General features: G+C 63.8%; 20 protein-coding genes and 1 tRNA gene. 4 read left to right on the top strand and 17 right to left on the bottom strand.

Going from position 1 to position 25,522, the window contains the following annotated elements; all coding sequences use genetic code 11:
- Positions 1–66: 66 nt before the first annotated feature.
- Positions 67–143, bottom strand: a tRNA-Pro gene (locus U5A58_RS19230).
- A gap of 182 nt (positions 144–325) precedes the next feature.
- Between U5A58_RS19230 and sixA the strand changes: the two genes are divergently transcribed.
- Together sixA and U5A58_RS19240 are read left to right on the top strand one after the other, a co-directional pair.
- Positions 326–790 carry a phosphohistidine phosphatase SixA gene (gene sixA / locus U5A58_RS19235; RefSeq protein ID WP_321962632.1) on the top strand — a complete coding sequence of 155 codons (465 nt, stop codon included), beginning with the start codon at positions 326–328 and terminating at the stop codon, positions 788–790.
- A 205-nt stretch (positions 791–995) separates the two neighbouring features.
- Entirely contained in the window at positions 996–1,814 is an 819-nt protein-coding gene (locus U5A58_RS19240) for a GNAT family N-acetyltransferase (RefSeq protein ID WP_321912437.1), read from the top strand.
- A 96-nt stretch (positions 1,815–1,910) separates the two neighbouring features.
- Here U5A58_RS19240 and ppx read toward each other — a convergent pair whose 3' ends face one another.
- A complete protein-coding gene (gene ppx, locus U5A58_RS19245) occupies positions 1,911–3,512 on the bottom strand; it encodes an exopolyphosphatase (protein WP_415774255.1) in 1,602 nt (533 codons plus the stop codon).
- A 214-nt stretch (positions 3,513–3,726) separates the two neighbouring features.
- On the opposite strand from ppx, the gene ppk1 reads away from it, so the two are divergent.
- Positions 3,727–5,790 (top strand): polyphosphate kinase 1, encoded by a 2,064-nt coding sequence (gene ppk1 / locus U5A58_RS19250; RefSeq protein WP_321962634.1) that lies wholly within the window; start codon positions 3,727–3,729, stop codon positions 5,788–5,790.
- 80 nt (positions 5,791–5,870) lie between these two features.
- Here ppk1 and phoR read toward each other — a convergent pair whose 3' ends face one another.
- The 11 genes from phoR to U5A58_RS19305 form a co-directional block, all read right to left on the bottom strand.
- The gene (gene phoR / locus U5A58_RS19255) at positions 5,871–7,184 is read right to left on the bottom strand and encodes a phosphate regulon sensor histidine kinase PhoR (protein ID WP_321962635.1); all 1,314 of its coding nucleotides are present in this window, start codon (positions 7,182–7,184) and stop codon (positions 5,871–5,873) included.
- A gap of 132 nt (positions 7,185–7,316) precedes the next feature.
- Positions 7,317–8,018 carry a phosphate regulon transcriptional regulator PhoB gene (phoB, locus tag U5A58_RS19260; protein WP_042261377.1) on the bottom strand — a complete coding sequence of 234 codons (702 nt, stop codon included), beginning with the start codon at positions 8,016–8,018 and terminating at the stop codon, positions 7,317–7,319.
- Positions 8,019–8,052: 34 nt separating this feature from the next.
- Complete coding sequence (phoU, locus tag U5A58_RS19265) at positions 8,053–8,757, bottom strand: phosphate signaling complex protein PhoU (RefSeq protein WP_321912443.1); 705 nt, start codon at positions 8,755–8,757, stop codon at positions 8,053–8,055.
- Positions 8,758–8,776: 19 nt separating this feature from the next.
- Entirely contained in the window at positions 8,777–9,631 is an 855-nt protein-coding gene (gene pstB / locus U5A58_RS19270) for a phosphate ABC transporter ATP-binding protein PstB (protein WP_407671808.1), read from the bottom strand.
- Between the two features lie 20 nt (positions 9,632–9,651).
- Entirely contained in the window at positions 9,652–10,548 is an 897-nt protein-coding gene (gene pstA, locus U5A58_RS19275; RefSeq protein ID WP_321912447.1) for a phosphate ABC transporter permease PstA, read from the bottom strand.
- Positions 10,545–11,531: a phosphate ABC transporter permease PstC gene (gene pstC, locus U5A58_RS19280; RefSeq protein WP_158758209.1), complete on the bottom strand. Its 987-nt coding sequence runs from the start codon at positions 11,529–11,531 to the stop codon at positions 10,545–10,547. Before pstC ends, pstA begins: the two co-directional genes overlap by 4 nt.
- A 211-nt stretch (positions 11,532–11,742) precedes the next feature.
- Entirely contained in the window at positions 11,743–12,774 is a 1,032-nt protein-coding gene (gene pstS, locus U5A58_RS19285) for a phosphate ABC transporter substrate-binding protein PstS (RefSeq protein ID WP_321912449.1), read from the bottom strand.
- A gap of 383 nt (positions 12,775–13,157) precedes the next feature.
- On the bottom strand, positions 13,158–14,510 hold the full coding sequence (gene glmM / locus U5A58_RS19290; protein WP_321912451.1) for a phosphoglucosamine mutase: 1,353 nt from the start codon (positions 14,508–14,510) through the stop codon (positions 13,158–13,160).
- Between the two features lie 171 nt (positions 14,511–14,681).
- The gene (folP, locus tag U5A58_RS19295; RefSeq protein ID WP_321962712.1) at positions 14,682–15,572 is read right to left on the bottom strand and encodes a dihydropteroate synthase; all 891 of its coding nucleotides are present in this window, start codon (positions 15,570–15,572) and stop codon (positions 14,682–14,684) included.
- Between the two features lie 119 nt (positions 15,573–15,691).
- On the bottom strand, positions 15,692–17,578 hold the full coding sequence (gene ftsH, locus U5A58_RS19300) for an ATP-dependent zinc metalloprotease FtsH (protein WP_321936087.1): 1,887 nt from the start codon (positions 17,576–17,578) through the stop codon (positions 15,692–15,694).
- Positions 17,579–17,770: 192 nt separating this feature from the next.
- Entirely contained in the window at positions 17,771–18,433 is a 663-nt protein-coding gene (locus tag U5A58_RS19305) for an RlmE family RNA methyltransferase (protein ID WP_321912454.1), read from the bottom strand.
- A gap of 273 nt (positions 18,434–18,706) precedes the next feature.
- On the opposite strand from U5A58_RS19305, the gene U5A58_RS19310 reads away from it, so the two are divergent.
- The gene (locus U5A58_RS19310; RefSeq protein WP_321912455.1) at positions 18,707–19,252 is read left to right on the top strand and encodes a YhbY family RNA-binding protein; all 546 of its coding nucleotides are present in this window, start codon (positions 18,707–18,709) and stop codon (positions 19,250–19,252) included.
- A gap of 56 nt (positions 19,253–19,308) precedes the next feature.
- On the opposite strand, the gene U5A58_RS19315 is transcribed toward U5A58_RS19310, so the two are convergent.
- The 4 genes from U5A58_RS19315 to carA all read right to left on the bottom strand — a co-directional run bounded on the left by U5A58_RS19315 (position 19,309) and on the right by carA (position 25,094).
- The gene (locus U5A58_RS19315) at positions 19,309–19,770 is read right to left on the bottom strand and encodes a DUF4149 domain-containing protein (RefSeq protein WP_321962713.1); all 462 of its coding nucleotides are present in this window, start codon (positions 19,768–19,770) and stop codon (positions 19,309–19,311) included.
- A gap of 87 nt (positions 19,771–19,857) precedes the next feature.
- Positions 19,858–20,334 carry a transcription elongation factor GreA gene (greA, locus tag U5A58_RS19320; protein ID WP_158758216.1) on the bottom strand — a complete coding sequence of 159 codons (477 nt, stop codon included), beginning with the start codon at positions 20,332–20,334 and terminating at the stop codon, positions 19,858–19,860.
- A 219-nt stretch (positions 20,335–20,553) separates the two neighbouring features.
- Complete coding sequence (gene carB / locus U5A58_RS19325; protein WP_321962636.1) at positions 20,554–23,808, bottom strand: carbamoyl-phosphate synthase large subunit; 3,255 nt, start codon at positions 23,806–23,808, stop codon at positions 20,554–20,556.
- Positions 23,809–23,957: 149 nt separating this feature from the next.
- Positions 23,958–25,094: a glutamine-hydrolyzing carbamoyl-phosphate synthase small subunit gene (gene carA / locus U5A58_RS19330; RefSeq protein ID WP_321912460.1), complete on the bottom strand. Its 1,137-nt coding sequence runs from the start codon at positions 25,092–25,094 to the stop codon at positions 23,958–23,960.
- Positions 25,095–25,522: the final 428 nt, after the last annotated feature.

A 25,522-nucleotide genomic window follows, 5' to 3' on the forward strand; every position in this document is an offset into this window, starting at 1 on the left:
AGCCAAGCGATGTGAGGAAAAAGAAAAGGGGCTACAGGCCAATGGCGTGTAACCCCTCGGTATTGCTGGTCGGAGCGATAGGATTCGAACCTACGACCCTCTGATCCCAAATCAGATGCGCTACCAGGCTGCGCTACGCTCCGACGAATCAGAGATTGTAGCGGTAGTGCCCCTACGCCGTCAAATCCGCGTACGACACAGCGAAAAAAGCGAGACGAAATGCGATCCGCATCACGCGCTTGCCGCTCAGCAGCGGGGCGTGCACCATGTGAGCACACGCCGCACATGCACCCAATGAGCCAATGAGCTAACAAAAGGAGACGCCATGCACCTCATCCTCTGGCGCCACGCCGAAGCCGAAGATATCGCCGCCAGCGACCTCGCCCGCCAGCTCACCACGCGCGGGCGCAAGCAGGCGCAGAACGTCGCGCGGTGGCTGCGCGCGCGCCTGCCCGACGACGCCGTGATCCTCGCCAGCCCCGCCGCGCGCACCATCCAGACCGCCGAGGCGCTCACCGATCAATATCGCGTCGTGCGCGAACTCGCGCCCGATGCGAGCGTCGAGCAGGTACTCACCGCCGTGGGCTGGCCCAAGGGCCTCTCGTCCACGGTCGTGGTGGTCGGCCATCAGCCCACGCTCGGCGAGGTCGCGGCGCGCCTGCTCTCGGGTGACACCGACTCGCGCAGCTGGGCCGTGAAGAAAGCCGGTGTGCTTTGGCTCGCCAGCCGCGACCGCAACGGCGACGATCAGGCCGTCCTGCACGCGGCCATCACGCCCGAACTCGTCTAGTCCTCCGCCCGCCTCCACCTGCCCCACCGGGCCGCCTGCAGGCGGCCCTACAGCGGTTAAACCGCGCCCGCCGCCCCGCCCATCCGGCGACCTCGTCCGTCTGCCTTACACCACGTCATCGAATCGTCATTGCGTTTTCATGGAAACGTAACCGCGTATTACTAAATTGCCGGAAAAGTTCTCTTACTTCCGACCAGGACGCCCCATGCGAGATCTGCCGACGCCCTCCCTGCCATTCGCCTCGACGTTGTTCGAGTCGAACCGACGCTTGCCGCGTGCCGAAGAAACGGTCACCGCGCAGCATCGGCTGCAGGTAGCCTGGGCTCGCACCGACGAGGAACTGCGCGAGGCCCAGCGTCTGCGCTACCGCGTGTTCGCAGAAGAAATGGGCGCACGCCTGACCGGCCCCGCCGGTCTCGACGTCGACGCCTTCGACTCGTACTGCGACCACCTGCTCGTGCGCGACCTCGACACGCTCAAGGTCGTCGGCACTTACCGCGTGCTGCCGCCGCACCAGGCGGCGCGCATCGGCCGCCTCTATGCCGAAAGCGAATTCGACGTCTCGCGTCTTGCGCACCTGCGCCCGAAAATGGTCGAAGTGGGCCGCTCGTGCGTGCACCCCGACTACCGCAGCGGCTCGGTCATCATGTCGCTGTGGGGCGGTCTGGGCGGCTATATGCAGCACAACGGCTACGAGACGATGCTCGGCTGTGCGAGCGTCGCCATGGCCGACGGCGGCCACTACGCGGCGAACCTGTACTGCGCGCTCGGCGCGAACGCACTGACCGCCCCTGAATATCGCGCGTTCCCGCACACGCCGCTGCCCGTCGAGGAACTGCGCACCGGCGCCCCCGCCGTGCCGCCGCCGCTCATCAAGGGCTATCTGCGCCTCGGCGCGAAGATCTGCGGGGCGCCCGCCTGGGACCCCGACTTCAACACCGCCGACTTCCTCACGCTCTTCCGCCTTTCGGAGATCAACGAGCGTTACGCGCGCCACTTCCTCGGCGAAGCCGTCACGCGCTAAGTCCCCATTCGCCCTTCAGCGGGCGAACACAGCGGGCGAAAAAAAGCCCGGCTCATTGGTGAGCCGGGCTTTTTTTACCAGCGAAGCGCGCAGCGCTCACTCCTCCGTATACACCACGCGATACGGAATGCCGATCTTGCCCCATTCCGCCGCTTCCTGAACGAGGTTGTAATCGGTGAGCGGATTGTTCTGGACCCACGCATTGGGCAGCAGCACTTCGTAGCCGTTGCCCTCCTGCTCCACCGTGATGTGCGGCAGACCGACGTCGGCGCGGCGCCGCGTGAGCAGTGCGGCCAGACGCAGGCAGAACAGCAGCGGCCACTCCACATCGCGCGTTTGCGAGAGCTTGCCGAGCTTGCCCACGTGGCCGAGCACGAGCGCGGCAAGGCGCGCCTGGTCGGTGCGCGAGAAGCCGGGCATGTCCGCGTTGCTGGCGATGTAGGCCGAGTGCTTGTGATACGCGCTGTGCGAAATGGACAGACCGATTTCGTGCAGCGACGCAGCCCACGTGAGGAACATGCGGTTCTCTTCGCGGCGCTCCTCGTCGGGCTCCTCGAACTGGTCGTAGAACTTCACGGCCAGCTCGCCGATACGCCCCGCCTGCGCGCGATCCACGCCGTAGCGGCGCATGAAGCCTTCCACCGTGACCGTGCGCATGTCCTCGTGCTGCGAGCGGCCCAGCAGGTCGTAGAGCACGCCCAGGCGCAGCGCGCCGTCCGTGGTGTCGACGTAGTCGATGCCCAGCTCCTCGAACACCGCGATCATGATCGAGAGGCCGCCCGCCAGCACGGGAATGCGGTCGGGCTTGAGCGCGACAAGCTTGAGCCGGTTCACGTTCTCGGCCTTGATGAGCGCGCGCTTCAGGCGCTCGAGCCCGCCGCGCGAAATACCGTGCGTGATGCCGGGATCGTTGAAGCCGTTCGCCTCGACGAGTTCCGCGAGCGCGCGCGCCGTGCCCGACGAGCCGATCGCCTGGTCCCAGCCGGTCTTGCGGTAGTCGGCGGAAATGATCTGGATTTCGCGCGTGGCCGCGAGTTCGGCCTGGCGCATGGTGTACTCGTCGACGTTGCCCGAGGGGAAGAACTGGCGGCTATGGCTCACGCAGCCGATATAGAGGCTTTCCATGCGGATCGGCGTATAGTGCGCGCCGATGATGAACTCGGTCGAGCCGCCACCGATGTCCACCACGAAGCGCTTGCCGGCGCTCGCCGGCACCGAGTGCGCGGCGCCCGCGTAGATGAGACGCGCTTCTTCGCGGCCCGCGATCACTTCGATCGGGAAGCCGAGCGCCGCTTCCGCCTCGGTGAGGAATTCCCGCGAGTTCTTGGCCACGCGCAGCGTATTGGTCGCCACCGCGCGCACCTGGTCGGGATGGAAGTCGCGCAGCCGCTCGCCGAAGCGCTTGAGCGCGTCCCAGCCACGCACCTGCGAGGCGCGGTCGAGCAGCTTGTCCTTCGACAGGCCGGCCGCGAGCCGCACGGGTTCGCGCAGGGCATCCACCGGGTAGATCTGGCTGCCGGCGTCGGTTTCCTCGACGCGGCCTACGATCAGACGAAAACTGTTCGAACCGAGGTCGACGGCGGCAAGCAGGTGGGGATTGGTGACCATCGAAGGGGCAGGCTCCATGCGTGCATACAGAGACGACCGCGCGGCCATGCGGGCTTGCTGCGCCGCCGCCGCACTGTCCAAATGCGTCATTTTAAGCGTAGCCGACTTCACCATGTCGCTCCTCGCATTGGTCATGACCATGGGTACTTTTACCCAGCGTGCATGTTCGCAACGCGACTTGTCGATTTCGTGAAAATGCGGCGTAAAATTTATGACACACCGAATGTCACAATAAAGTCATATTACTGTGAGAATTTCCGAGCGTCCGTTCGAATCACTCCCTGACATTCCGTTTTCATTGCCGATGTCCATCCGCTATCCCCTACTCAATCGCGAACTGGGCATTCTGGGATTCAATGAGCGCGTGCTCGCACAGGCGTCCGATCCCGCTGTTCCTTTGCTGGAGCGCTTGCGCTTCATCTGCATCACCAGCAGCAACCTCGACGAATTCTTCGAAGTCCGCATGGCCGGGCTTCAGGAGCAGATGCGCGACAACCCGGGCGTCCTCTCGCCCGACGGCATGTCGCTGCAGCACGTGTACGACCTCGTGGTCGAACGCGCGCAGCGTCTCGTGCATCGCCAGTACCGCATGCTGCACGACACCGTGCTGCCCGCGCTCGAACAGGAAGGCATCTATTTCCACGGCACCGACGCCTGGAACGAAGCGCAAACCGCCTGGGCGCGCAAATACTTCTTCGACGAACTGCTGCCCGTTCTCACGCCCATCGGGCTCGACCCCGCGCACCCGTTCCCGCGCGTGCTCAACAAGAGTCTGAACTTCGTGGTCGAACTCGAAGGCAAGGACGCCTTCGGGCGCCAGGCCGTCATGGGCATCGTGCAGGCGCCGCGCGCGCTGCCGCGCCTCGTGCGCATGCCGCAGGAGCTTTCCGGCTTCCAGCACGGCTTCGTGCTGCTCGGCTCGCTGCTGCAGCGCTTCGTGGGCGAGCTGTTCCCGAGCCTCGTCGTGCGCAGCTGCAACCAGTTCCGCATCACGCGCAACAGCGAACTCTTCGTCGACGAAGACGAAATTACCAACCTGCGCGTGGCGCTGCAGGGCGAACTGCCAGCGCGGCACCTGGGCAATGCGGTGCGGCTCGAAGTGTCGGCGGAAACGCCCCCGCATCTCGCGAAGCGCCTGCTCGACGAAAGCGGTCTCGACGAAAAAGACTGCTATTACGTCGATGGCCCCGTGAATCTCGTGCGCCTCATGCAGTTGCCCGAGATGGTCGATCGCCCCGACCTCAAGTTCGTGCCGCACGTGCCCGCCATTCCGCAGCGCATCGCCGCGAACAGCAACATGTTCGACGTGATCGATCAGGGCGACGTGCTTCTGCATCATCCGTACGAGAGCTTCCAGCCCGTGCTGGAACTGCTGCTGCAGGCCGCCAACGATCCGAACGTGGTCGCGATCAAGCAGACGATCTACCGCACCGGCACCGACTCGCCGCTCATGGACGCGCTCATGCAGGCCGCGCGCAACGGCAAGGAAGTGACGGTGGTCGTGGAACTGCTCGCGCGCTTCGACGAAGAGACCAACATCAACTGGGCCGCGCAGCTCGAAGCCGTGGGCGCGCACGTGGTGTACGGCGTAGTCGGCCACAAGTGCCACGCCAAGATGATGCTGATCGTGCGCCGCGTGCCCGTGAACGGCCGCATGGTGCTGCGCCGCTACGTGCACCTCGGCACCGGCAATTACCATCCTCGCACGGCGCGCCTCTACTCCGACTTCGGCCTCATGACCTCGGAGCCGAAGATGTGCGAGGACGTGCACCACGTCTTCCAGCAGCTCACGGGCATCGGCGGCGAGCTGCAGCTGCATGATCTGTGGCAATCGCCGTTCACGCTGCATCCGAAGATGATCGAGGCGATTCGCAACGAAGCCGACGCCGCGCGTGCGGGAAAGAAGGCGCGTATCGTCGCGAAGATGAACGCGCTGCTCGAGCCGACCGTCATCGACGAGTTGTACGAAGCATCGCAGGCCGGCGTGAAGATCGACCTGATCATCCGTGGCGTGTGCTCGCTGCAGCCGGGCGTGCCGGGGCTCTCCGAGAACATCACCGTGCGCTCGATCGTCGGGCGCTTCCTCGAGCACCATCGCATTTACTACTTCTATGCGGGCGGCAAGGAAGACGTCTATTTGTCGAGCGCGGACTGGATGGATCGCAACCTGTTCCGCCGCGTCGAAGTGGCGTTCCCGATTCACGACCGCAGGCTCAAGCGCCGCGTGATCGCCGAAGGGCTTTCCACGTTCCTCGGCGACAATCAATCGGCGTGGCTCATGCAAAGCGACGGCCACTATCGCCGCCGCCGCGCGGGCAAGGCCGTGCGCAATGCGCAGTTGAGCTTGCTCGCGAAGTTCTGTCCGTAATGCACTGACCGCGCCGCTCACGCTGCACGCAAAAAAGCCGCTTCGAATGAAGCGGCTTTTTCAATGGCAACTGCAGATCTTCACACCGGCGCCGGCTGCCTTCTCGTCGTGCGCACGGTCGGGAAGCGCACCGTGAACGTGCTGCCCCGCCCTTCCTCGCTCTTCACTTCGAGCGCCGCGTCGTGGCGCTGCAGCACGTGCTTGACGATCGCCAGGCCCAGGCCCGTGCCGCCCGTGTCGCGCGAGCGGCTGCGATCCACGCGATAGAAGCGCTCGGTGAGGCGCGGAATATCGGCGGCCGGAATGCCCAGGCCGCTGTCGGTGACGGAAAACACCGCGCTGCCATGCTCCGCGCGCCAGGACAGATGCACCGTGCCGCCGTCCGGCGTGTAGCGCACCGCATTGGTCGCGAGATTGCCCAGCGCGCTCATGATCTCGGTTTCGGAGCCGGTAACGCTCAGGCCGTCGTCGAAATCGGCGGTGATGCGGTGATGGCCGCCCGAAAGGCTTTCGGCGTCCTCGCGCACGTGTCCGAGCACCGCGCGCATGTCGACCATATGGTCGCCGGGCTGACGCCCCTCGCCTTCCAGTTTCGCGAGCACAAGCAGGTCGGTGACGATGTGGCGCATGCGCGAGGCCTGTTGCTCCATCAGCTCCAGGTAGCGGTTGCGCTCGGCTTCGCCAAGCGGCAGTTCGCGCATCGTCTCGAGAAAGCCCGAGAGCACCGTGATCGGCGTTTTCAGCTCGTGCGAGACATTGGCCACGAAGTCGCGCCGCATGGCGTCGGTGCGCTCGAGTTCGGTGATGTCCTGCGAAAGCACGAGCTTGCGGTTCTCGCCGTACGGAAACACCTGCACCGAGATCACGTTCTGACGCTTCGCGCCCATGCCGCGCATGATCAGCATGTCCTTGTAGTCGTGCGAATTGAGGTAGCGCACGAAGTCGGGCTGCCGCACGAGATGCGTGATGTGCTGGCGCAGGTCGCGTCTCGCGTCGAGCCCGAAGTGGACTTCGGAGATCGCGTTGCACCACTCGATCTGGTCGTGGTCATCGAGCATGGCGACGCCATTGGGCGAGGCCTGGATCGCCTGGATGAAACGCGAGTGCTGCTGCTCCACCTGGCGCACCTGGGCGTGCCAGCGCTTCGCGAGCTTGTGCAAACGGTAGTAGATTTCGCCCCAGATGCCGGGAGCGCTCGGCACTTCGCCGTAGACCGGAGCGTCGAGCAGGCGCCAGAGACGCTGCTTGTGGAACGTGCTGAAGAGCATTTGCGCGAGCAGCGCCAGCACGGCGATGCCCAGCGCGATCTTGACGCCGAAAATCGCGCCAATACCCGCGCAAATGAGCGCGAGCAAAACGATCGATACGAGGGAGCGCGCCCAGATGATGTTCATGTTCCTGCGATCGAAGAATAATACGGTCGGATGCGGGCACGCGACATCTTGTTACCGCCGCTCGATTGCCGGCGGCAGTGAAGCGGTCGCGCCGCCCGGTGACTCACCCTGCGGCGCGGCCGTTATCCCAGCTTAGGCGCTCTTGGCGAGACGGTAGCCGCTGCCGCGCACCGTTTCGATCATAGCATCGCACCCTGCCGGCTTGAGCGCGGCGCGCAGACGCTTGATATGCACGTCCACGGTGCGCTCTTCCACGAACACGTGATCGCCCCACACCTGGTCGAGCAGTTGCGTGCGGCTGTGCACGCGCTCCGGATGCGTCATGAAGAAGTGCAGCAGGCGGAACTCGGTCGGGCCGAGGTCGAGCTTGATTTCCGAGCCTTCGGCGGCGGCCGCGACGCGGTGCGTGGCCGGATCGAGCTTCAGACCGTTGATCGCCACCACGTCTTCCGTGAGCTGCGGCGCGCGGCGGCGCAGCACCGCCTTGATGCGCGCCATCAGTTCCTTGGGCGAGAACGGCTTCGTCACGTAGTCGTCAGCGCCGATTTCGAGGCCGAGCACCTTGTCCTGCTCGTCGCCACGCGCGGTCAGCATGATGATCGGAATATGCTTCGTGCGCTCGTTGTTGCGCAGATCGCGCGCGAAATTCACACCCGACTTGCCCGGCAACATCCAGTCGAGCAGGATGAGATCGGGCAGCACGTCGCTGATCAGGTTCTGCGCCTGCTCCGCGTTGTAGGCGCGGATCGGGCAGTGGCCTGCGTGCTGCAGGTTCACCGAAATCAGCTCGGAAATAGCGGGCTCATCTTCGATGACGAGAATGCTGCTAGGCATCGGCACCTCTTGACCTTGTTACCTGTGGAGTTGATTAGCTGAGTGCTTCGCGTTCGAGCGCGTCGCGCGACTTGTGCCGCACGTCGGTGCCCTTCACGATGTAAATGATGAATTCCGCGATGTTCTTCGCGTGGTCGCCGATCCGCTCGATCGCCTTGGCGATGAACAGATAGTCGAGGCCCACGGAGATCGTGCGCGGATCTTCCATCATGTAGCTCACGAGCTTGCGCACGAACGCGCGGAATTCCTCGTCGATCGCCTTGTCGTCGCGCACGATCTGCGCGGCGGCCACGGTGTCGAGGCGCGCGAACGCGTCGAGCGCGCGGCGCAGGATCGACACGGCCATCTCGCCCGAGACCTTGATCTCGGCGATGTTGACGGTGCGCGAGGCGCCGTCTTCCATCAGGCGCTTCGTGCGCTTGGCGATCTTTTCGGCTTCGTCGCCGGCGCGCTCGAGGTTCGTGATGGTCTTCGAAATGGCGAGTACGAGGCGCAGGTCGCGCGCGGCCGGCTGGCGGCGCGCGATGATGTTGCTGCACTCTTCGTCGATCTCGACTTCCATCGTGTTGAGGCGGTCTTCAGCGGCGATCACGCGCTCGGCGGCGGCGCCGTCGAACTCGTTGAGCGCCTGCATGGCCGTGATGATCTGCGATTCGACGAGGCCGCCCATTTCGAGCACCTTCGACGAAATGAGGTTCAAATCGGCGTCGAACTGGCTGGACAAGTGTTTGTCGGACATGATTTGCTCCCTGCAACGCTCAGCCGAAGCGGCCGGTAATGTAGTCTTCCGTTTCCTTGCGGACCGGCTTGATGAAGATCTTTTCGGTGTCGCCGAACTCGATCAGCTCACCCAGGTACATGTATGCAGTGTAGTCCGAGCAGCGCGCGGCCTGCTGCATGTTATGGGTGACGATCACCACCGTGTAGTCGCTCTTGAGTTCCGCGATCAGCTCTTCGATACGGCCCGTGGAAATCGGGTCGAGCGCCGAGCACGGCTCGTCGAGCAGCAGCACTTCGGGGCGGATCGCGATACCGCGCGCGATACACAGGCGCTGCTGCTGGCCGCCCGAGAGGCCGTAGCCGCTCTGGCCGAGCTTGTCCTTCACTTCGTTCCAGAGCGCGGCCTTGGTGAGCGCCCACTCCACACGATCGTCCATTTCCGGGCGCGAGAGCTTCTCGAACATCTTCACGCCGAACGCGATGTTGTCGTAAATCGACATCGGGAACGGGGTCGGCTTCTGGAACACCATGCCGATACGTGCGCGCAGCAGCGAAATATCGCGCTTGGTCGCGAGCAGGTTCTCGCCGTCCATCACGATCTCGCCTTCGGCGCGCTGCTCCGGATAGAGCGCGAACATCTTGTTGAAGGTGCGCAGGAGCGTGGACTTGCCGCAGCCCGACGGGCCGATGAACGCCGTCACCTTGCCTTCGGGAATCTGCAGGTTGATGTTCTTCAGCGCGTGGTACTTGCCGTAGAAGAAGTTCAGGTCCTTCACTTCGATCTTCGGCTTGCCCAGCGCCGGCAGGCGTGCGTTCTGGGCGGGATCCGCAGGTTCAAACCCAGCGGAGGGCGCATTGCCGTGCGCAGCGGTGTTGAGGTGACTCTCAGCCATGTTCATCGGGAACTCCGCCCTTACTTTTTCGAAAAGACCGTGCGCGCGAGGATATTCAGACCCAGCACGCCCAGCGTGATCAGGAAAACGCCGGCCCACGCAAGCGACTGCCACTGCGCAAACGGGCTCATCGCGAACTTGAAGATCGTGACCGGCAGGTTCGCGATCGGTTGATTCATGTCGGCGCTAAAGAACTGGTTCGACAGCGCGGTGAAGAGCAGCGGCGCGGTTTCGCCGGCGATACGGGCGATGGCGAGCAGCACGCCCGTCACGATGCCGGCAATCGACGCCTTCAGCGTGATGGAGAGCACCATCTTCCACTTCGGCGTGCCGAGTGCGAAAGCCGCTTCGCGCAGCGCGTTCGGCACAAGCTTGAGCATGTTCTCGGTCGTGCGGATCACGATCGGGATCTGCAGCAGCGCAAGCGCAATCGCGCCGGCCCAACCGCTGAAGTGCCCCATCTTCGCGACCACGAGTGCGTAGACGAACAGGCCCACGACGATCGAGGGCGCCGACAGCAGAATGTCGTTGATGAAGCGCGTGACGCTCGCAAGCCAGCCCTTCTGGCCGTATTCCGCGAGATAGATGCCCGCGAGAATGCCGATCGGCGTGCCGACGAACGTTGCGATCACAACGAGCAGCAGGCTGCCGACGATGGCGTTCAGAAGACCGCCGCCATCGGTGTTCGGCGGGGGCGTGGACTGCGTGAACAGCTCGACCGAAAGACCGCCGATGCCGAGCGAAATCGTCGTGTAGAGAATCCACACGAGCCACAGAAGGCCGAACCCCATGGCGGCGAGCGAGAGCGTGAGCGCGATCGCGTTGGTCACGCGGCGGCGGCGCTGCAGCTTGTCGCGCATGCGGTCCAGTTCGGGGCCGTAAATCGCACCCGGAATTTTCATCATCGGTTCGCTCATCGCGCACCCTCCGATTTTTCAAGGCGCAGCAACATGAGCTTCGAGATCGACAGCACGATGAACGTAATCACGAAGAGGATCAGGCCGAGTTCCATCAGCGCGGCCGTGTGCAGGCCCGGGCTCGCTTCCGCGAACTCGTTGGCGAGCGCCGAGGTGATGCTGTTGCCCGGCGAAAAGAGCGACACGTTGTCGAGCAGGTTCGTATTGCCGATCACGAACGTGACGGCCATGGTCTCGCCAAGCGCGCGGCCAAGGCCGAGCATCACGCCGCCGATCACGCCGGTCTTGGTGAACGGCAGCACGATCTTCCACATCACTTCCCAGGTCGTGCAGCCGATACCGTAGGCCGACTCCTTGAGCAGCACGGGCGTGACTTCGAACACGTCGCGCATGACCGACGCGATATACGGAATGATCATGATCGCGAGAATCACGCCGGCGCACAGAATGCCGATGCCGATAGGCGCGCCCTGGAACAGCGCGCCGACGATCGGCATGCCGCCCAGCAGCGTGCCGAGCGGCTTTTCGAACCACTGCGCGAAGATCGGCGCGAACACGAGCAGACCCCACATGCCGTAGACGATCGACGGGATCGCGGCGAGCAGTTCGATGGCGATACCGAGCGGACGGCGCAGCCATGCGGGCGAAAGCTCGGTGAGAAAGAGCGCGATGCCGAAGCTCACGGGCACGGCAATGATCAGCGCGATGAGCGACGTGGCGATCGTGCCGTAGATGGGCACGAGCGCGCCGAACTGCTCGCTGGGTGGATCCCAGTCGGCAGTCCAGAGGAATGCGAAACCGAACTTCTGGATCGTCGGCAACGAGGCGACGATCAACGACACGATGATGCCGCCGAGCAGCAACAGCGTGACGATGGCAGCGAGGCGCGCGAGGCCGCCAAAAATGATGTCCCCTGCCGGGCTGGGCGCTTTTTGCTGCGCGGCGTTGCCGGGCGGGTTCGACACGAGCGGGACGTCGGACATGGTGACCTGGGTTCCAGTTGCCGCGAGCTCGGAGCTCACGACGTTGATGCAGCCGTAGGACTGCAGATCGCCCGCCTTCCGGCCGTTAATACTGACGACTGAGCCGGAAGGCGGGCGGCACATCATGGACAGCGCGGAATCAGGCAAGCCACAAGCGAACAGGCCGCGCGCGTCACGCGGCGGCCTTTTTTACGCTTGCCTGACGCCTGGCTTATTCAGCGACCGGCTTGCCGCTCGCGTCCTTGACCTTCTCCTTCCACTGCGACTTGATTTCGCTCACAACCGACGGCGGCAGCGAGATGTAGTCGAGGCTGTCAGCAGCCGGCGTGCCGTTCTTGAAGGCCCAGTCGAAGAACTTGAGCGTTTCCTTGCCCTGGTCCGGCTTGTCCTGTGCCGTGTGCAGCAGCACGAAGGTCGCACCGACAACCGGCCATGCGTCCTTGCCCGGCTCGTTCGTGAGGATCTGGTAGAACGACTTCTTCCAGTCCGCGCCAGCGGCCGCTGCCTTGAACGTTTCGGTGTCCGGCTGAACCACAGCGCCCGACTCGTTCTTCATGGCAGTGTAGACCATGTGATTTTGCTTGGCGTACGCCCACTCGACGTAGCCGATCGCGCCCGGCAGGCGCTGCACGAAGGCGGCGACGCCGTCGTTGCCCTTGCCGCCCGTACCCGTCGGCCATGCCACGGTCGTGCCTTCGCCGACCTTGCTCTTCCACTCGGGGTTGACCTTCGAGAGGTAGTTCGTCCAGATGAAGCTGGTGCCCGAACCGTCGGCGCGGCGGACCACGGCGATGTCGAGGTCAGGCAGCTTGACCTTCGGGTTCAGCGCGACGATGGCCGGATCGTTCCACTTCTTGATCTTGCCGAGGTAGATGTCGCCGAGCACCGGGCCCGACAGCGTGATTTCGCCGGCCTTCACGCCCGGCACGTTGATCGCCGGCACGACGCCGCCGACCACCGTCGGGAACTGGAACAGGCCTTCCTTGGCCAGATCTTCGTCCTTCAGCGGCGCGTCCGAGCCCGCGAAGTCAACGGTCTTGGCTTGAATCTGCTTGATGCCACCCGACGAACCAATGCCCTGGTAATTCACCTTGCCGCCGCCCGACTTTTGATAGGCATCCGCCCATTTCGTATAGATCGGTGCTGCGAAGGTGCTACCCGCGCCAGTGATGTCAGCAGCCTGCGCTGCGATCGCGAAGAGCGCGCCAGCAACGCCAGCGAGCGCGGTTTGCATCAATTTCATGAGACCTCCAGTGTGTGAGCGGATGAACGACACCGCGAAGCTTAGGGGGTCTCTGTGACAGTACTGTGACGATTCATGAAGCAAACGTGACAGTACGATTACTGGCTGAAAGGCGCGTGGATATGCGTATTGGGCGGTCTGCGAGTTGCGCTCGCGCGATGGCCGGCAAGGGCGGCCGTGGCTGAAAAGCCCGCCGGATGGGCGCTCGGACGGCGTCCCGGGGTCCGATGAAAAAATTCGAGGAATTCCTCGAAAATAGTTTGCAAACGGTTATGTGAGTGTTTTAAACGTTTGCCTGCTTGCGCTTCGACGTCGAAAAAATCGCAAAAAAATGAGCGTGACGGCGGGTTGCGCCATCACGCTCATCGGCTTGTCGCTGGCGATTACGCGATCGAACGCTTGACCACGTTGGCGATCGCCTCGGCGTAGTGCACCGTGTCGCGCTCCTCGCGAGCCTCGACCATCACGCGCAGCACCGGCTCCGTGCCCGAAGCGCGGATCAGTACGCGCCCCTTACCCTTCAATTCCGCCTCGGCGGAAGCGATCGACTGCTGGATCTCGGCATTGCCCTTCCAGTCGGCGCCATGCGCGATGCGCACGTTGATGAGCTTCTGCGGAAACAGCTTCACGCCGTCAAGCAGTTGCGCGATCGTCTTGCCGCTGCGCTTCATCGCCGCGAGCACGAGCAACGCCGAGACGATGCCGTCGCCGGTCGTGTGACGGTCGAGCGAAAGAATGTGACCCGAGCCTTCGGCGCCGAGCTGCCAGCCGCGCTCGCGCAATTGCTCCAGCACGTAGCGGTCGCCAACGTTCGCGCGCACCAGCTGCACACCAAGGCCTTCGAGCGCCTGCTCGATCGCAAGATTGGTCATGAGCGTGCCGACCGCCCCTTCCACCTTGCCATCGGTCGCAATGCGGTCCTTCACGAGCACGTAGAGCAGTTCGTCGCCGTTGTAGAGGCGGCCTTGTGCGTCCACCACCTGGAGCCGGTCGGCGTCGCCGTCCAGCGCGATGCCGAGGTCGGCGTGATTCGCGCGCACGGCGCGCACGAGCGCGTCGGGCGCGGTCGCGCCCACGCCGTCGTTAATGTTGAAACCGTTCGGCGACACGCCGATCGGAATCACGTCCGCGCCCAGTTCGTGGAACACGTGCGGCGCGATGTCATAACCCGCGCCGTTGGCACAGTCGATCACGAGCTTGAGGCCGCGCAGGTTGAACGCCTGCGGGAACGTGCTCTTGCAGAACTCGATGTAGCGACCGCCCGCGTCGTGCAGGCGGCGTGCGCGGCCGAGCTGCTCTGACGGCGCGCACGCGAGCGGCTGCTCGAGCTGTTCCTCGATTTGCGTCTCCACCTCGTCGGGGAGCTTGTTGCCGTCGGCGGAGAAGAACTTGATGCCGTTGTCGTAGTAGGGATTGTGCGACGCGCTGATCACGACGCCCGCGGCAAGCCGCAGCGCACGCGTGAGATAGGCGATGCCGGGCGTGGTCATCGGCCCGGCCAGCATCACGTCGATACCCGCGGCCGACAGCCCCGCCTCCAGAGAAGCTTCGAGCATATAGCCCGAAATACGCGTGTCCTTGCCGATCAGCACGGACGGGCGCGGCCCGGATACCCCCGCCGACCCGGCGAGCACCTTGCCCGCCGCGTAGCCTAGCCGAAGCACGAAATCGGGCGTGATCGGCGCCTCGCCGACCTTGCCACGCACCCCATCAGTTCCGAAATAACGACGTCCCATCTTTCTATCCCTCGGTTTGGTGCTGCCTTGTCCTGTATTTTGGCCGCCCGGATGCGTTTGTGCATCTCGTGGCAAAGAGCGTCGCCGGTCGATCGCGCAGTTGATCGCGCAGTTGATCGCGCAGTTGGTCGCACAGTTGGTCGCGCGGTCGCTCGCTGACCCTCGCGCAGACTATGCGCCGACCGCCATCGCGTCGCGCATCGCCGCCCAGACCTTGAGCGCGTCCACAGTGGGCGCGACGTCGTGCACGCGAATGATCGCCGCACCGCGTTCCGCCGCGCATACCGCCGCCGCCACGCTCGCCGCAACACGTTCGGGCGCGGGCCGGTTCACGAGTGCGCCGAGCATCGACTTGCGCGACATGCCGGCGAGGATCGGATACGGCGCGCCACCTGCCGCGACCTCAGGCGCCGTCTCGGACAAATGCGCGAGCAGTGCGTAATTGTGCTCCACGACCGACTTGCCGAAACCAAAGCCCGGATCCACGCTAATGCGCGCCTTCGCCAAGCCCGCCGCTTCGAGTTCGGCACAACGCCCGGCAAGAAACTCACGAACCTCACGCACGACGTTCACGTAATCGGGCTCGCCGACCTGCATGGTCTGCGGCTCGCCGTGCATGTGCATCACACACAGCCCGCATGCGCTGCCGCGCACGGCTTCGATTGCGCCAGGCATCCGGAAACCCCAGATGTCGTTGATCATGTCTGCGCCTGCCGCAAGCGCCGCGCGCATGACTTCGGGCTTGTATGTGTCGATCGAGAGCGGCACGTTCGCGCCCTTGAGCTTTTCCACCAGCGGAATCACCCGCTCGAGTTCCTCGTCGAGTGGCACGGGCGGTGCGCCCGGCCGCGTCGACTCACCGCCAATGTCGATGATATCGACGCCGTCGAGCATCATCTGCTCCGCGCGGCGCACGGCGTCGCCAAAAGCGATGTACCGGCCGCCGTCGGAAAACGAGTCGGGCGTGGCGTTGAGGATGCCCATGACGAGCGGACGCTCGAAAGTCAGCGTGAAGCGGCCGCACGCGAGCGGTTCAGGTGGGAGACTACCTTGCGAGGAGATGTTGGGCACGTCAAGAAACGTCAGATGTGTAACGAGATGCGGCGGCACACAGGCGCGCCAGAAATGCAAAACGGGCCGATGTGAACATCACACCAGCCCGCAACTTTACTCGATAAGGATCACGCCGGTGCAGTGGCGCTACCGGGTTTGACCTCGGTGCCCGTGCTACCGCCCGAGGACGTGTCGCCCGGCGACGGCGAGCTCTTCGGCGAGCGCGGCGGACGGCCGGCCATGATGTCGTTGATCTGGTCGGCGTCGATCGTTTCCCACTCCATGAGTGCCGCGGTCATGGCTTCGACCTTGTCGCGGTTCTCGTCGAGCAGGCGCTTCGCGAGGTTGTACTGCTCGTCCAGCACGCGGCGGATTTCCGCGTCGACCTTCTGCTGCGTCGCTTCCGAGATCGCACGCGTGAAGCCCTTGCCGAACGGGCCGCCGTCGTTGTCGTCGTCGGCATAAACCATCGGTCCCATCGCGTCGGTCATGCCGAAGCGCGTGACCATGGCACGAGCCGTTTGCGTCGCCTTGTTGAAGTCGTCCGAGGCGCCCGTGCTGATCAGGTTCATGAACAGCTCTTCCGCCACGCGGCCGCCGAACAGGATGGCCAGACGATCCAGCAGGTAGTCCTTCGAATACGTTTCGTTGTCGTGCTCAGGCAACTGCCACGTCACGCCCAGCGCACGGCCGCGCGGAATGATCGTGACCTTGTGCACCGGGTCCGCCTTCGGCAGCAGCTTCGCGATGACCGCGTGACCCGACTCGTGGTACGCCGTAGCGCGCTTCGCTTCTTCGCGGATCACGGCCGACTTGCGCTCCGGACCCATGAAGATCTTGTCCTTCGCGTCTTCGAAGTCCTGCATCTCGACGATGCGCTTGCCGCGGCGCGCGGCGAAGAGCGCAGCTTCGTTCACGAGGTTCGCGAGGTCAGCACCCGAAAAGCCCGGCGTGCCACGCGCGATCACCGCTGCATCCACGTCGTTGGCAATCGGCACCTTGCGCAGGTGCACCTTCATGATCTGCTCGCGGCCCCGAATGTCCGGCAGGCCCACATACACCTGGCGGTCGAAACGGCCCGGACGCAGCAGCGCCTTGTCGAGCACGTCAGAACGGTTGGTTGCCGCGATCACGATGACGCCCGAGTTCGCCTCGAAGCCGTCCATCTCGACGAGCATCTGGTTCAGCGTCTGCTCGCGCTCGTCGTTGCCGCCGCCCATGCCGGCGCCACGATGACGGCCGACCGCGTCGATTTCGTCGATGAACACGATACACGGCGCGTGCTTCTTGGCCTGCTCGAACATGTCGCGCACGCGGGCCGCGCCCACGCCAACGAACATTTCCACGAAGTCCGAACCCGAGATGCTGAAGAACGGCACCTTCGCTTCGCCGGCAATGGCGCGCGCAAGCAGCGTCTTACCCGTACCCGGAGGGCCAACGAGCAGCACGCCGCGCGGGATACGCCCACCCAGCTTCTGGAATTTCTGCGGATCGCGCAGGAAGTCGACGAGTTCGGACACTTCTTCCTTGGCTTCGTCGCAGCCTGCGACGTCGGAGAAGTTGACCGCGTTGTTGTTCTCGTCGATCAGGCGGGCGCGCGATTTACCAAAGGAGAACGCCCCGCCTTTGCCGCCCCCCTGCATCTGCCTCATCATGTAGAACCAGAACACGATGATCAGTATCGTCGGTCCAAGGTAGTACAACGCCGAAACGAGCGCATTCGGCTCTTCGTCGGCCTTGCCGCTCACCTGCACGCCGTATTTCATCAGGTCGCCGACCATCCAGATATCTCCCGGAGAGACGATCTGGTATTTCTGGCCGTCAGCCGGAGTGACCGTGAGGTTCCGCCCCTGCACCACGACACTCTTGACCTTGCCGGCCTTCGCGTCGTCCATGAACTGCGAGTACGAGACGCCTTCCTGGACACGGGGCTTGTCGAACTGCTTGAACACCGTAAACAGCACCAGTGCTATCACCAGCCACACTGCTGCCTTCGAAAACATGTTGTTGTTCAAAGCACCACTCCTTCACTCATAGATGGGCGCCTACATTTGCCTTGCGACACCACCAAAGCATTCTAATCCAGTACACCGACCCCTGCCATAACGTTTCGCTACCGCAGGAATAGCCCGAGCGCCTTGTCCTGCCCGCCTCTTGCGCCCATTGTGCGGTCAGTTCGCGCCTTTTGCACGGCAATCATGCCCCGTTTAACGGGGGCGCTTCAGATGTTTGCCCAATATAAACGTTTCGGACGATTTATCGCGCGAAGCCTTCGGCTTGCGCGCCGCCACAACCTTGAACTGATCCTTGAACTTCTCGACGATCTGGCTGTAGCCGCTGCCGTGGAAACATTTGACTAAAAGGGCACCATCGGGTTTCAGATGATTCTGCGAAAACTCGAGCGCGAGATCGCACACGTGTTCGATACGCGCCGCGTCTGCCGACGCGACCCCGGAGAGATTGGGTGCCATGTCCGAAATTACAAGATCGACTGGGCGCCCACCCACCAATTCTTCCAGTTGCGCGAGCACGTCGTCCTCGCGGAAGTCACCCTGCAGGAACTGCACGTCCGAAATGGGTTCCATGGGCAGGAGGTCGAGCGCGATGATCGTGCCGTCGATACCGCCTTCGCGCTGGTCGTCGCGCTTCGTGCCTTGTGCGAGCTTGTTGCGCGCGTACTGGCTCCAGCTGCCGGGCGCGGCGCCGAGGTCCACGATCACCATGCCGGGGCGGATCAGCTTGTCCTGCTCGTCGATTTCCTTGAGCTTGTACGCGGCGCGGGCGCGATAGCCCTCCCGCTGCGCCATTTTCACGTACGGGTCGTTGATATGGTCGTGCAGCCACGACTGGTTGAAGCGATTTTTTGCCATTAAAGATGAACTCTTGCTGCGTGATTCCGCGCTTTTAGCGGATAATACGCGTTTTATTCGTGCGGCCGTCGCGGCCCGCCTGGCCGGATGTTCTTTCCTCCGCCGGCGTTTTTTTGCCCGCGCCCTGCCGTTCCCCACGGTTTTCCGTTGTTCCGACGCGCTTTGCCCGCTGGCGGCCCGCTACTCGCGGACCGCATCCACGTCTGCCAGGTTGTCAATTCATGCCTGGCGAACTGCGCGGCGCCGTCATTTTAGTCGAGTCTGCCACATCCCATGCCCGCCCTCACTCTTTCCGCCGAACAGCGCTCCGAACTGCGCTCCCAGGCTCACGCGCTCAAACCGGTCGTACTCATCGGCGCCGAGGGACTGACCGACGCCGTGCTCAAGGAAATCAAGGTTCACCTCGCCGCGCACCAACTTATCAAGGTGCGCGTGTTCGGTGACGAACGCGAAGAGCGCCTCGCGATCTACGAAGAGATCTGCGACCGCCTGAGCGCCGCCCCGATCCAGCACATCGGCAAGCTGCTCGTCATCTACAAGCCCGAGGAAGCCAAGGCGAAGGCTACGACCGCGCGCGCCGGCGCCCGCGGCACCGTGTCGCGCCCGTCGGCCGACGTCCCGAGCGCTCGCGAAGCGGGCAAGCGCGGCGCCGCACCGCGCGTCGTCAAGGTCGTCAAGGCCAGCGACAACCCGATGCGCAAGCCGAAGTCGCAAAAAGTGACGGTCAAGGGTAATGAGCGCGTCACGCAAGGCGGCAACATCAAGCGCGCCAAGAAGCGCCAAACCAGCTCGAAGCGGGCCCACCAGGGTTCGAAGTAAAAAAGCGCGGCCTTCGAGCCGCGCTTTTTTTCGGCGCCAGCGGCTGGGGCACTCGCTTACTGAGCGGAAGCTCCGAGGCGCTGCGGCAACGCGCCGCGCGCCGAAGGCAGCAGCCAGACGAGCCACGCACCAAGCAGGCTCTGCACGAGATAGAACAGGCTCGACACGCCATGCAGCAAGCCGAAGCGGCTCGCATAGGGCGAGCTGGCCACATCCATGCCCGCGCTCATGGCCTGAACGCGCAATGCGTTCATAAACGGCTGCAGCGCGAAATAGCCGATCAGCACGCACAGCAGCATGGCGGCCAGAATCCAGCGCAACCGGCGGTAACCCAGCGCGCCGCGGCGCGCGAGCACGTTCGACAGGCCGAGCAGCAGCACGCCACACACCACGCCGATCACGCCTTCAAGGCGAAATAACTGCGCGGCAAGCTCGCCGGCCACCACCCTTTCGAGCGACGCGAACAAAACGGGCGCGACCGCATAACCGATGGTCAGCTGGCTGCCGACCCACAACATGGCCAACAGCCCGAAGATCCGGTGCGGAACGAGCGAAACGGGAGCGGCGTAACTCGCCTGACTTGCGGTACTCACGTCGATATGTCCTCAGACGTAGCGAACCTCGATGACCTCGTACTCGCGCACGCCGCTCGGGGCTTGCACTTCGGCGACGTCGCCTTCGGACTTGCCAATCAGCGCGCGCGCGATGGGCGAGCTGACCGAGATCAGGCCGTGCTCGAGGTCGGCTTCGTCGTCGCCGACGATCTGATAGGTCACCGTCTTGCCCGAATCGAGGTCTTCGAGGTCCACAGTCGAGCCGAACACGATGCGGCCGTCCGCTTCGAGGGTGGACGGGTCGATGATCTGTGCTGCCGACAGCTTCGATTCGATTTCGGCGATGCGGCCTTCGATAAAGCCCTGCTTTTCCTTCGCCGCATCGTATTCCGCGTTTTCCGACAGGTCGCCTTGGGCGCGCGCTTCGGAGATCGCGTTGATGACCGCCGGACGCTCGACGGATTTCAGGCGCTGCAGCTCGCCGCGAAGTTGGTCTGCACCGCGCTTGGTCAAGGGAATCGTGCTCATAAACAACTCGTACGGCCCACAAGGGCCTAAAGAAGGCCGCGCCACGCACGCGTGTCGCGAGCGTTGCGGCCATAAAAAAAATTCCGCGGTTAAGTGCATCCTGCGAGGGCGGCTGCGCAGCCTGGCGCAGCCTGAAAACCCTGTTGGGACGCCGCTTAACCGCGGCACATTCAGCTCTTTTAGCCTGCCTCGTTGAGCGTTAGACAGACAATTGAAGCCTTAGTTTAGGCGAGCATGGAGGCCTTGTAAATCATAGACTTCCAGGTTCTTCAGGTAGCGCAGACCCTCGACGGCCGCGCGTGCGCCCGACATCGTCGTGTAGTAGGTGACCTTGTTGGCCTGCGCGCTCATGCGGATCGAACGCGAATCGGCGATCGCCGAGCGGGTTTCGTCGACAGTCGTGAACACGAGCGAAATCTCGCCGTTCTTGATCATGTCGACAATGTGCGGACGACCGTCCTTCACCTTGTTCACGACCTTCACCGGCACGCCGGCCGCCTCGATTGCGGCAGCCGTGCCGCGCGTGGCGACGATCGGGTAGCCGAGCTCGTGCAGCATGCGCGCGACTTCCACGGCCTTGGGCTTGTCGGCGTCCATCACGGTAATGAAGACGGTGCCCGACTCCGGCAGGCGCGAGCCCGCTGCGAGCTGCGACTTGAAGAGCGCTTCGCCGAACGTCTTGCCCACGCCCATCACTTCGCCGGTGGAACGCATTTCCGGTCCGAGCACCGGGTCGACGGTCGGGAACTTGATGAACGGGAACACCGCTTCCTTCACGCTGAAGTAAGGCGGCACGACTTCCTTCGTCACGCCCTGCTGCGCCAGCTTCTGGCCGACCATTGCGCGCGCCGCGATTTTCGCGAGCGGCAGGCTGGTCGCCTTCGACACGTACGGCACCGTACGCGAAGCGCGCGGGTTCACTTCCAGCACGTAGATGATGTCCTTCTTCGAACCGTCATCCTGCGGCACTTGCTGGATCGCGAACTGCACGTTCATCAGGCCGACCACGTTCAGCGCCTTGGCCATTGCGGCGGTTTGGCGCTTGAGTTCGTCGACCGTTTCCTTCGACAGCGAGTACGGCGGCAGCGAGCAAGCCGAGTCGCCCGAGTGCACGCCAGCCTGTTCGATGTGCTCCATCACGCCGCCGATGAACACGTCGGTGCCGTCGGAGATGCAGTCCACGTCGCATTCGATCGCGTCGTTCAGGAAGCGGTCGAGCAGCACCGGCGAGTCGTTCGACACCTTCACGGCCTCGCGCATGTAGCGTTCGAGGTCGCGCGGCTCGTGGACAATTTCCATGGCGCGGCCGCCCAGCACGTACGACGGACGCACGACGAGCGGGTAGCCGATTTCGTCGGCGAGCTTCAGCGCTTCGTCTTCGGCGCGCGCGGTGCGGTTCGGCGGCTGGCGCAGGTTCAGGTCCTGCAGCAGCTTCTGGAAGCGTTCGCGGTCTTCGGCCGCGTCGATCATGTCCGGCGACGTGCCGACGATGGGCACGCCATTGGCTTCGAGGTCGAGCGCGAGCTTCAGCGGCGTCTGGCCGCCGTACTGCACGATCACGCCAACCGGCTTTTCCAGGTCGACGATTTCGAGCACGTCTTCGAGCGTGAGCGACTCGAAGTACAGGCGGTCGGACGTGTCGTAATCGGTCGACACCGTTTCCGGGTTGCAGTTGACCATGATCGTTTCGTAGCCGTCTTCGCGCATGGCGAGCGCGGCGTGCACGCAGCAGTAGTCGAACTCGATACCCTGGCCGATCCGGTTCGGGCCGCCGCCCAGCACCATGATCTTCTTGTTGTTCGTCGGGTTGGCCTCGCACTCGTCCTCATAGGTCGAGTACATGTAGGCGGTCTTCGTGGCGAACTCGGCCGCGCAGGTGTCCACGCGCTTGTAGACCGGGCGCACGTTCAGCTCGATACGACGGCGGCGCACGTCGGCAGCATTCGCGCCGAGCAGCTTCGCCAGGCGGCGATCCGAGAAACCGCTCTGCTTGAGGTAACGCAGTTCGTCCTTCGAAAGGCTCTCGAGCGTGCGGCCACGGACAGCGGCTTCCTTCTTGATGATTTCTTCGATTTGCGCGAGGAACCACGGGTCGATCGCGGTTTCTTCGAAGATCTCTTCGCGCGTCATGCCCACGCGGAACGCGTCGCCCACGTACCAGATGCGGTCCGGACCGGCTTCGCCGATCTCGCGGATGATCTCGTCGCGGCTCGTGGTCTTTTCGTCCAGACCGTCCACGCCGACTTCCAGACCGCGCAGCGCCTTCTGGAACGACTCCTGGAACGTGCGGCCGATGGCCATCACTTCGCCCACCGACTTCATCTGCGTGGTGAGACGCGGGTCGGCTTCGCGGAACTTCTCGAACGCGAAACGCGGAATCTTCGTGACAACGTAGTCGATGGTCGGCTCGAACGAGGCCGGCGTCTGACCGCCCGTGATTTCGTTCTTGAGCTCGTCCAGCGTGTAGCCGACGGCCAGCTTCGCGGCGACCTTGGCGATCGGGAAGCCCGTGGCCTTCGAAGCCAGTGCCGACGAACGCGACACGCGCGGGTTCATTTCGATCACGATCATGCGGCCCGTTTTCGGGTCGATCGAGAACTGGACGTTCGAACCGCCCGTGTCCACGCCGATTTCGCGCAGCACAGCCAGCGAGGCGTCGCGCAGGATCTGGTATTCCTTGTCGGTGAGCGTTTGCGCCGGTGCGACGGTGATCGAGTCGCCGGTGTGGATGCCCATCGGGTCGAGGTTTTCGATCGAGCAGACGATGATGCAGTTATCCGCCTTGTCGCGGACCACTTCCATCTCGTATTCCTTCCAGCCGAGCAGCGATTCTTCGATCAGCAGTTCGCGCGTAGGCGACAGATCGAGACCGCGCTTGCAGATCTCTTCGAATTCTTCGCGGTTGTACGCGATGCCGCCGCCCGAGCCGCCGAGCGTGAACGACGGACGGATCACGACCGGGTAGCCGCCCGTGCCGGTGGCTTCGGAGATTTCGCCTTGCACCTTGAGCGCCTCTTCCATCGAGTGCGCCACGCCCGACTTCGCCGAACCGAGACCGATCTTGGTCATCGCGTCCTTGAACTTCTGGCGGTCTTCGGCCTTGTCGATGGCTTCCGGCGATGCGCCGATCAACTCAACGTTGTACTTCTTCAGCACGCCGTGGTGGTGCAGGTCGAGCGCGCAGTTCAGCGCGGTCTGGCCGCCCATCGTCGGCAGGATCGCGTCCGGGCGCTCCTTCTCGATGATGCGCTCCACCACTTCCCACGTAATCGGCTCGATGTAGGTGACGTCGGCCGTGTTCGGGTCGGTCATGATCGTCGCCGGATTGCTGTTGACGAGGATGACCTTGTAGCCTTCTTCACGCAGCGCCTTGCATGCCTGCGCGCCCGAATAGTCGAACTCGCACGCCTGGCCGATGATGATCGGACCCGCGCCGATGATGAGAATGCTCTTGATGTCTGTCCGCTTGGGCATAACGCTCTCGCTAAATATTCCTGTGTCTTTTTACGTCTGGCGGCTTGCTGCTTTCTTTGCCTGCCGCCCGGGTACGCGCGTGGGCCGTTCTTCAACCCGGCTCGCTGCGCACCCTGCTCTGCGCTTTCGCTTCGGCTTCAGCGCGGCGCTTACGCCTTCGCCTTGTCCATCAGCGCCGTGAAGCGGTCGAACAGATAGCCGATGTCCTGCGGGCCCGGCGACGCTTCCGGGTGACCCTGGAAGCAGAACGCGGGCTTGTCGGTCAGCTCGAAGCCTTGCAGCGTGCCGTCGAACAGCGACACGTGCGTGACGCGCGCGTTCGCGGGCAGCGTGGCGGCGTCGACCGCAAAGCCGTGGTTCTGCGACGTGATCACCACGCGGCCGTCGGCCAGATCCTTGACCGGATGGTTCGCGCCGTGGTGGCCCGTCTTCATCTTCAGGGTCTTCGCGCCGACGGCGAGGCCCATGATCTGGTGACCGAGGCAGATGCCGAACGTGGGAATGCCGCGTTCGATGAAGGCCTGCGCCGCCTTGATCGCGTAGTCGCACGGTTCCGGGTCGCCGGGGCCATTCGAGAGGAACACGCCGTCCGGGTTCAGCGCGAGCGCGTCTTCAGCCGTCGATTGCGCCGGCAGCACAGTCACATCGCAGCCGCGTTCAGCCAGCATGCGCAGGATGTTCTGCTTCACGCCGTAGTCGAACGCGACGACCTTGTATTTCGGCGCCGACTGCGTGCGGTAGCCTTCGCCCAGACGCCATTCCGTGGTGTTCCACGTGTACGACTTGTCCGTCGAAACGACCTTCGCGAGGTCCATGCCCGCGAGGCCCGGGAACGAGCGCGCGAGTTCGATGGCCTTCGCTTCGTCGTCGGAACCGGCGAGGATCGCGCCGTTCTGCGCGCCCTTGTCACGCAGAATACGCGTGAGCTTGCGCGTATCGATGCCGGCGATGGCGACCACGCCTTCGTCCTTCAGATACTGGCCGAGCGTGCGCTCCATGCGGAAGTTCGAGGCGAGCACGGGCAGGTCGCGGATGATCAGACCGGCGGCATGGACTTTCGTGGCTTCGACGTCTTCGGCGTTGACGCCGACGTTGCCGATATGCGGATACGTGAGGGTGACGATCTGGCGAGCGTAGCTCGGGTCGGTCAGGATTTCCTGATAACCGGTGATGGCCGTGTTGAACACGACTTCACCGATCGTATGACCCGGCGCGCCGATCGAGTAACCACGAAAGACCGTGCCGTCGGCGAGCGCGAGCAGAGCGGGAGAGAATGACGGCAACACGGGAGACTCCTTGGGGGAGCACCCTGTGCCGACCTGTTATCCGACGTTGCGATCTTGCGACCTGAGAGCGGCTGCGGCGTCGGCATCCTTTTCTGTGAAGATCAGGATGCGCGCGCGGCTCGCTCGCTACGCGACCCCATCAGCGGTCGACCGTTGTGGCGCCGGGCCACGAGCGCGCGTTTGTGACGCAGGATCGGGCGGCAGCCGGCCAGTTGACGATGAAGCGCGGGCGGCGGATGAACGGATGGGAAGAGGTAGGCGCTAGGGTGCGGGTTGATAAGCTCAAACCTTGAAATTATAGCGCGAAAGTCACCTTTCCTTCAAATTCCAGGATGACGCTGGCGACGGGGAGCGTGCTCGCTGCCCGGTGCACGGCCCTATCCACTATAGCGGGCGGACGCGTGGCGGCAAGCGCCGCTTCTGTTTTT

Origin of the sequence: Paraburkholderia sp. J7, assembly GCF_905220155.1 — a bacterium.
GTDB lineage: Bacteria > Pseudomonadota > Gammaproteobacteria > Burkholderiales > Burkholderiaceae > Paraburkholderia.

What these genes read in the sequence shown, in the direction of transcription:
- sixA (WP_321962632.1), top strand. Translation starts at nt 326, where the DNA reads ATGCACCTCATCCTCTGGCGCCACGCCGAAGCCGAAGATATCGCCGCC.
- U5A58_RS19240 (WP_321912437.1), top strand. Translation starts at nt 996, where the DNA reads ATGCGAGATCTGCCGACGCCCTCCCTGCCATTCGCCTCGACGTTGTTC.
- ppx (WP_415774255.1), bottom strand. Translation starts at nt 3,512, where the DNA reads ATGACGCATTTGGACAGTGCGGCGGCGGCGCAGCAAGCCCGCATGGCC.
- ppk1 (WP_321962634.1), top strand. Translation starts at nt 3,727, where the DNA reads ATGTCCATCCGCTATCCCCTACTCAATCGCGAACTGGGCATTCTGGGA.
- phoR (WP_321962635.1), bottom strand. Translation starts at nt 7,184, where the DNA reads ATGAACATCATCTGGGCGCGCTCCCTCGTATCGATCGTTTTGCTCGCG.
- phoB (WP_042261377.1), bottom strand. Translation starts at nt 8,018, where the DNA reads ATGCCTAGCAGCATTCTCGTCATCGAAGATGAGCCCGCTATTTCCGAG.
- phoU (WP_321912443.1), bottom strand. Translation starts at nt 8,757, where the DNA reads ATGTCCGACAAACACTTGTCCAGCCAGTTCGACGCCGATTTGAACCTC.
- pstB (WP_407671808.1), bottom strand. Translation starts at nt 9,631, where the DNA reads ATGGCTGAGAGTCACCTCAACACCGCTGCGCACGGCAATGCGCCCTCC.
- pstA (WP_321912447.1), bottom strand. Translation starts at nt 10,548, where the DNA reads ATGAGCGAACCGATGATGAAAATTCCGGGTGCGATTTACGGCCCCGAA.
- pstC (WP_158758209.1), bottom strand. Translation starts at nt 11,531, where the DNA reads ATGTCCGACGTCCCGCTCGTGTCGAACCCGCCCGGCAACGCCGCGCAG.
- pstS (WP_321912449.1), bottom strand. Translation starts at nt 12,774, where the DNA reads ATGAAATTGATGCAAACCGCGCTCGCTGGCGTTGCTGGCGCGCTCTTC.
- glmM (WP_321912451.1), bottom strand. Translation starts at nt 14,510, where the DNA reads ATGGGACGTCGTTATTTCGGAACTGATGGGGTGCGTGGCAAGGTCGGC.
- U5A58_RS19305 (WP_321912454.1), bottom strand. Translation starts at nt 18,433, where the DNA reads ATGGCAAAAAATCGCTTCAACCAGTCGTGGCTGCACGACCATATCAAC.
- U5A58_RS19310 (WP_321912455.1), top strand. Translation starts at nt 18,707, where the DNA reads ATGCCCGCCCTCACTCTTTCCGCCGAACAGCGCTCCGAACTGCGCTCC.
- U5A58_RS19315 (WP_321962713.1), bottom strand. Translation starts at nt 19,770, where the DNA reads ATGTTGTGGGTCGGCAGCCAGCTGACCATCGGTTATGCGGTCGCGCCC.
- greA (WP_158758216.1), bottom strand. Translation starts at nt 20,334, where the DNA reads ATGAGCACGATTCCCTTGACCAAGCGCGGTGCAGACCAACTTCGCGGC.
- carB (WP_321962636.1), bottom strand. Translation starts at nt 23,808, where the DNA reads ATGCCCAAGCGGACAGACATCAAGAGCATTCTCATCATCGGCGCGGGT.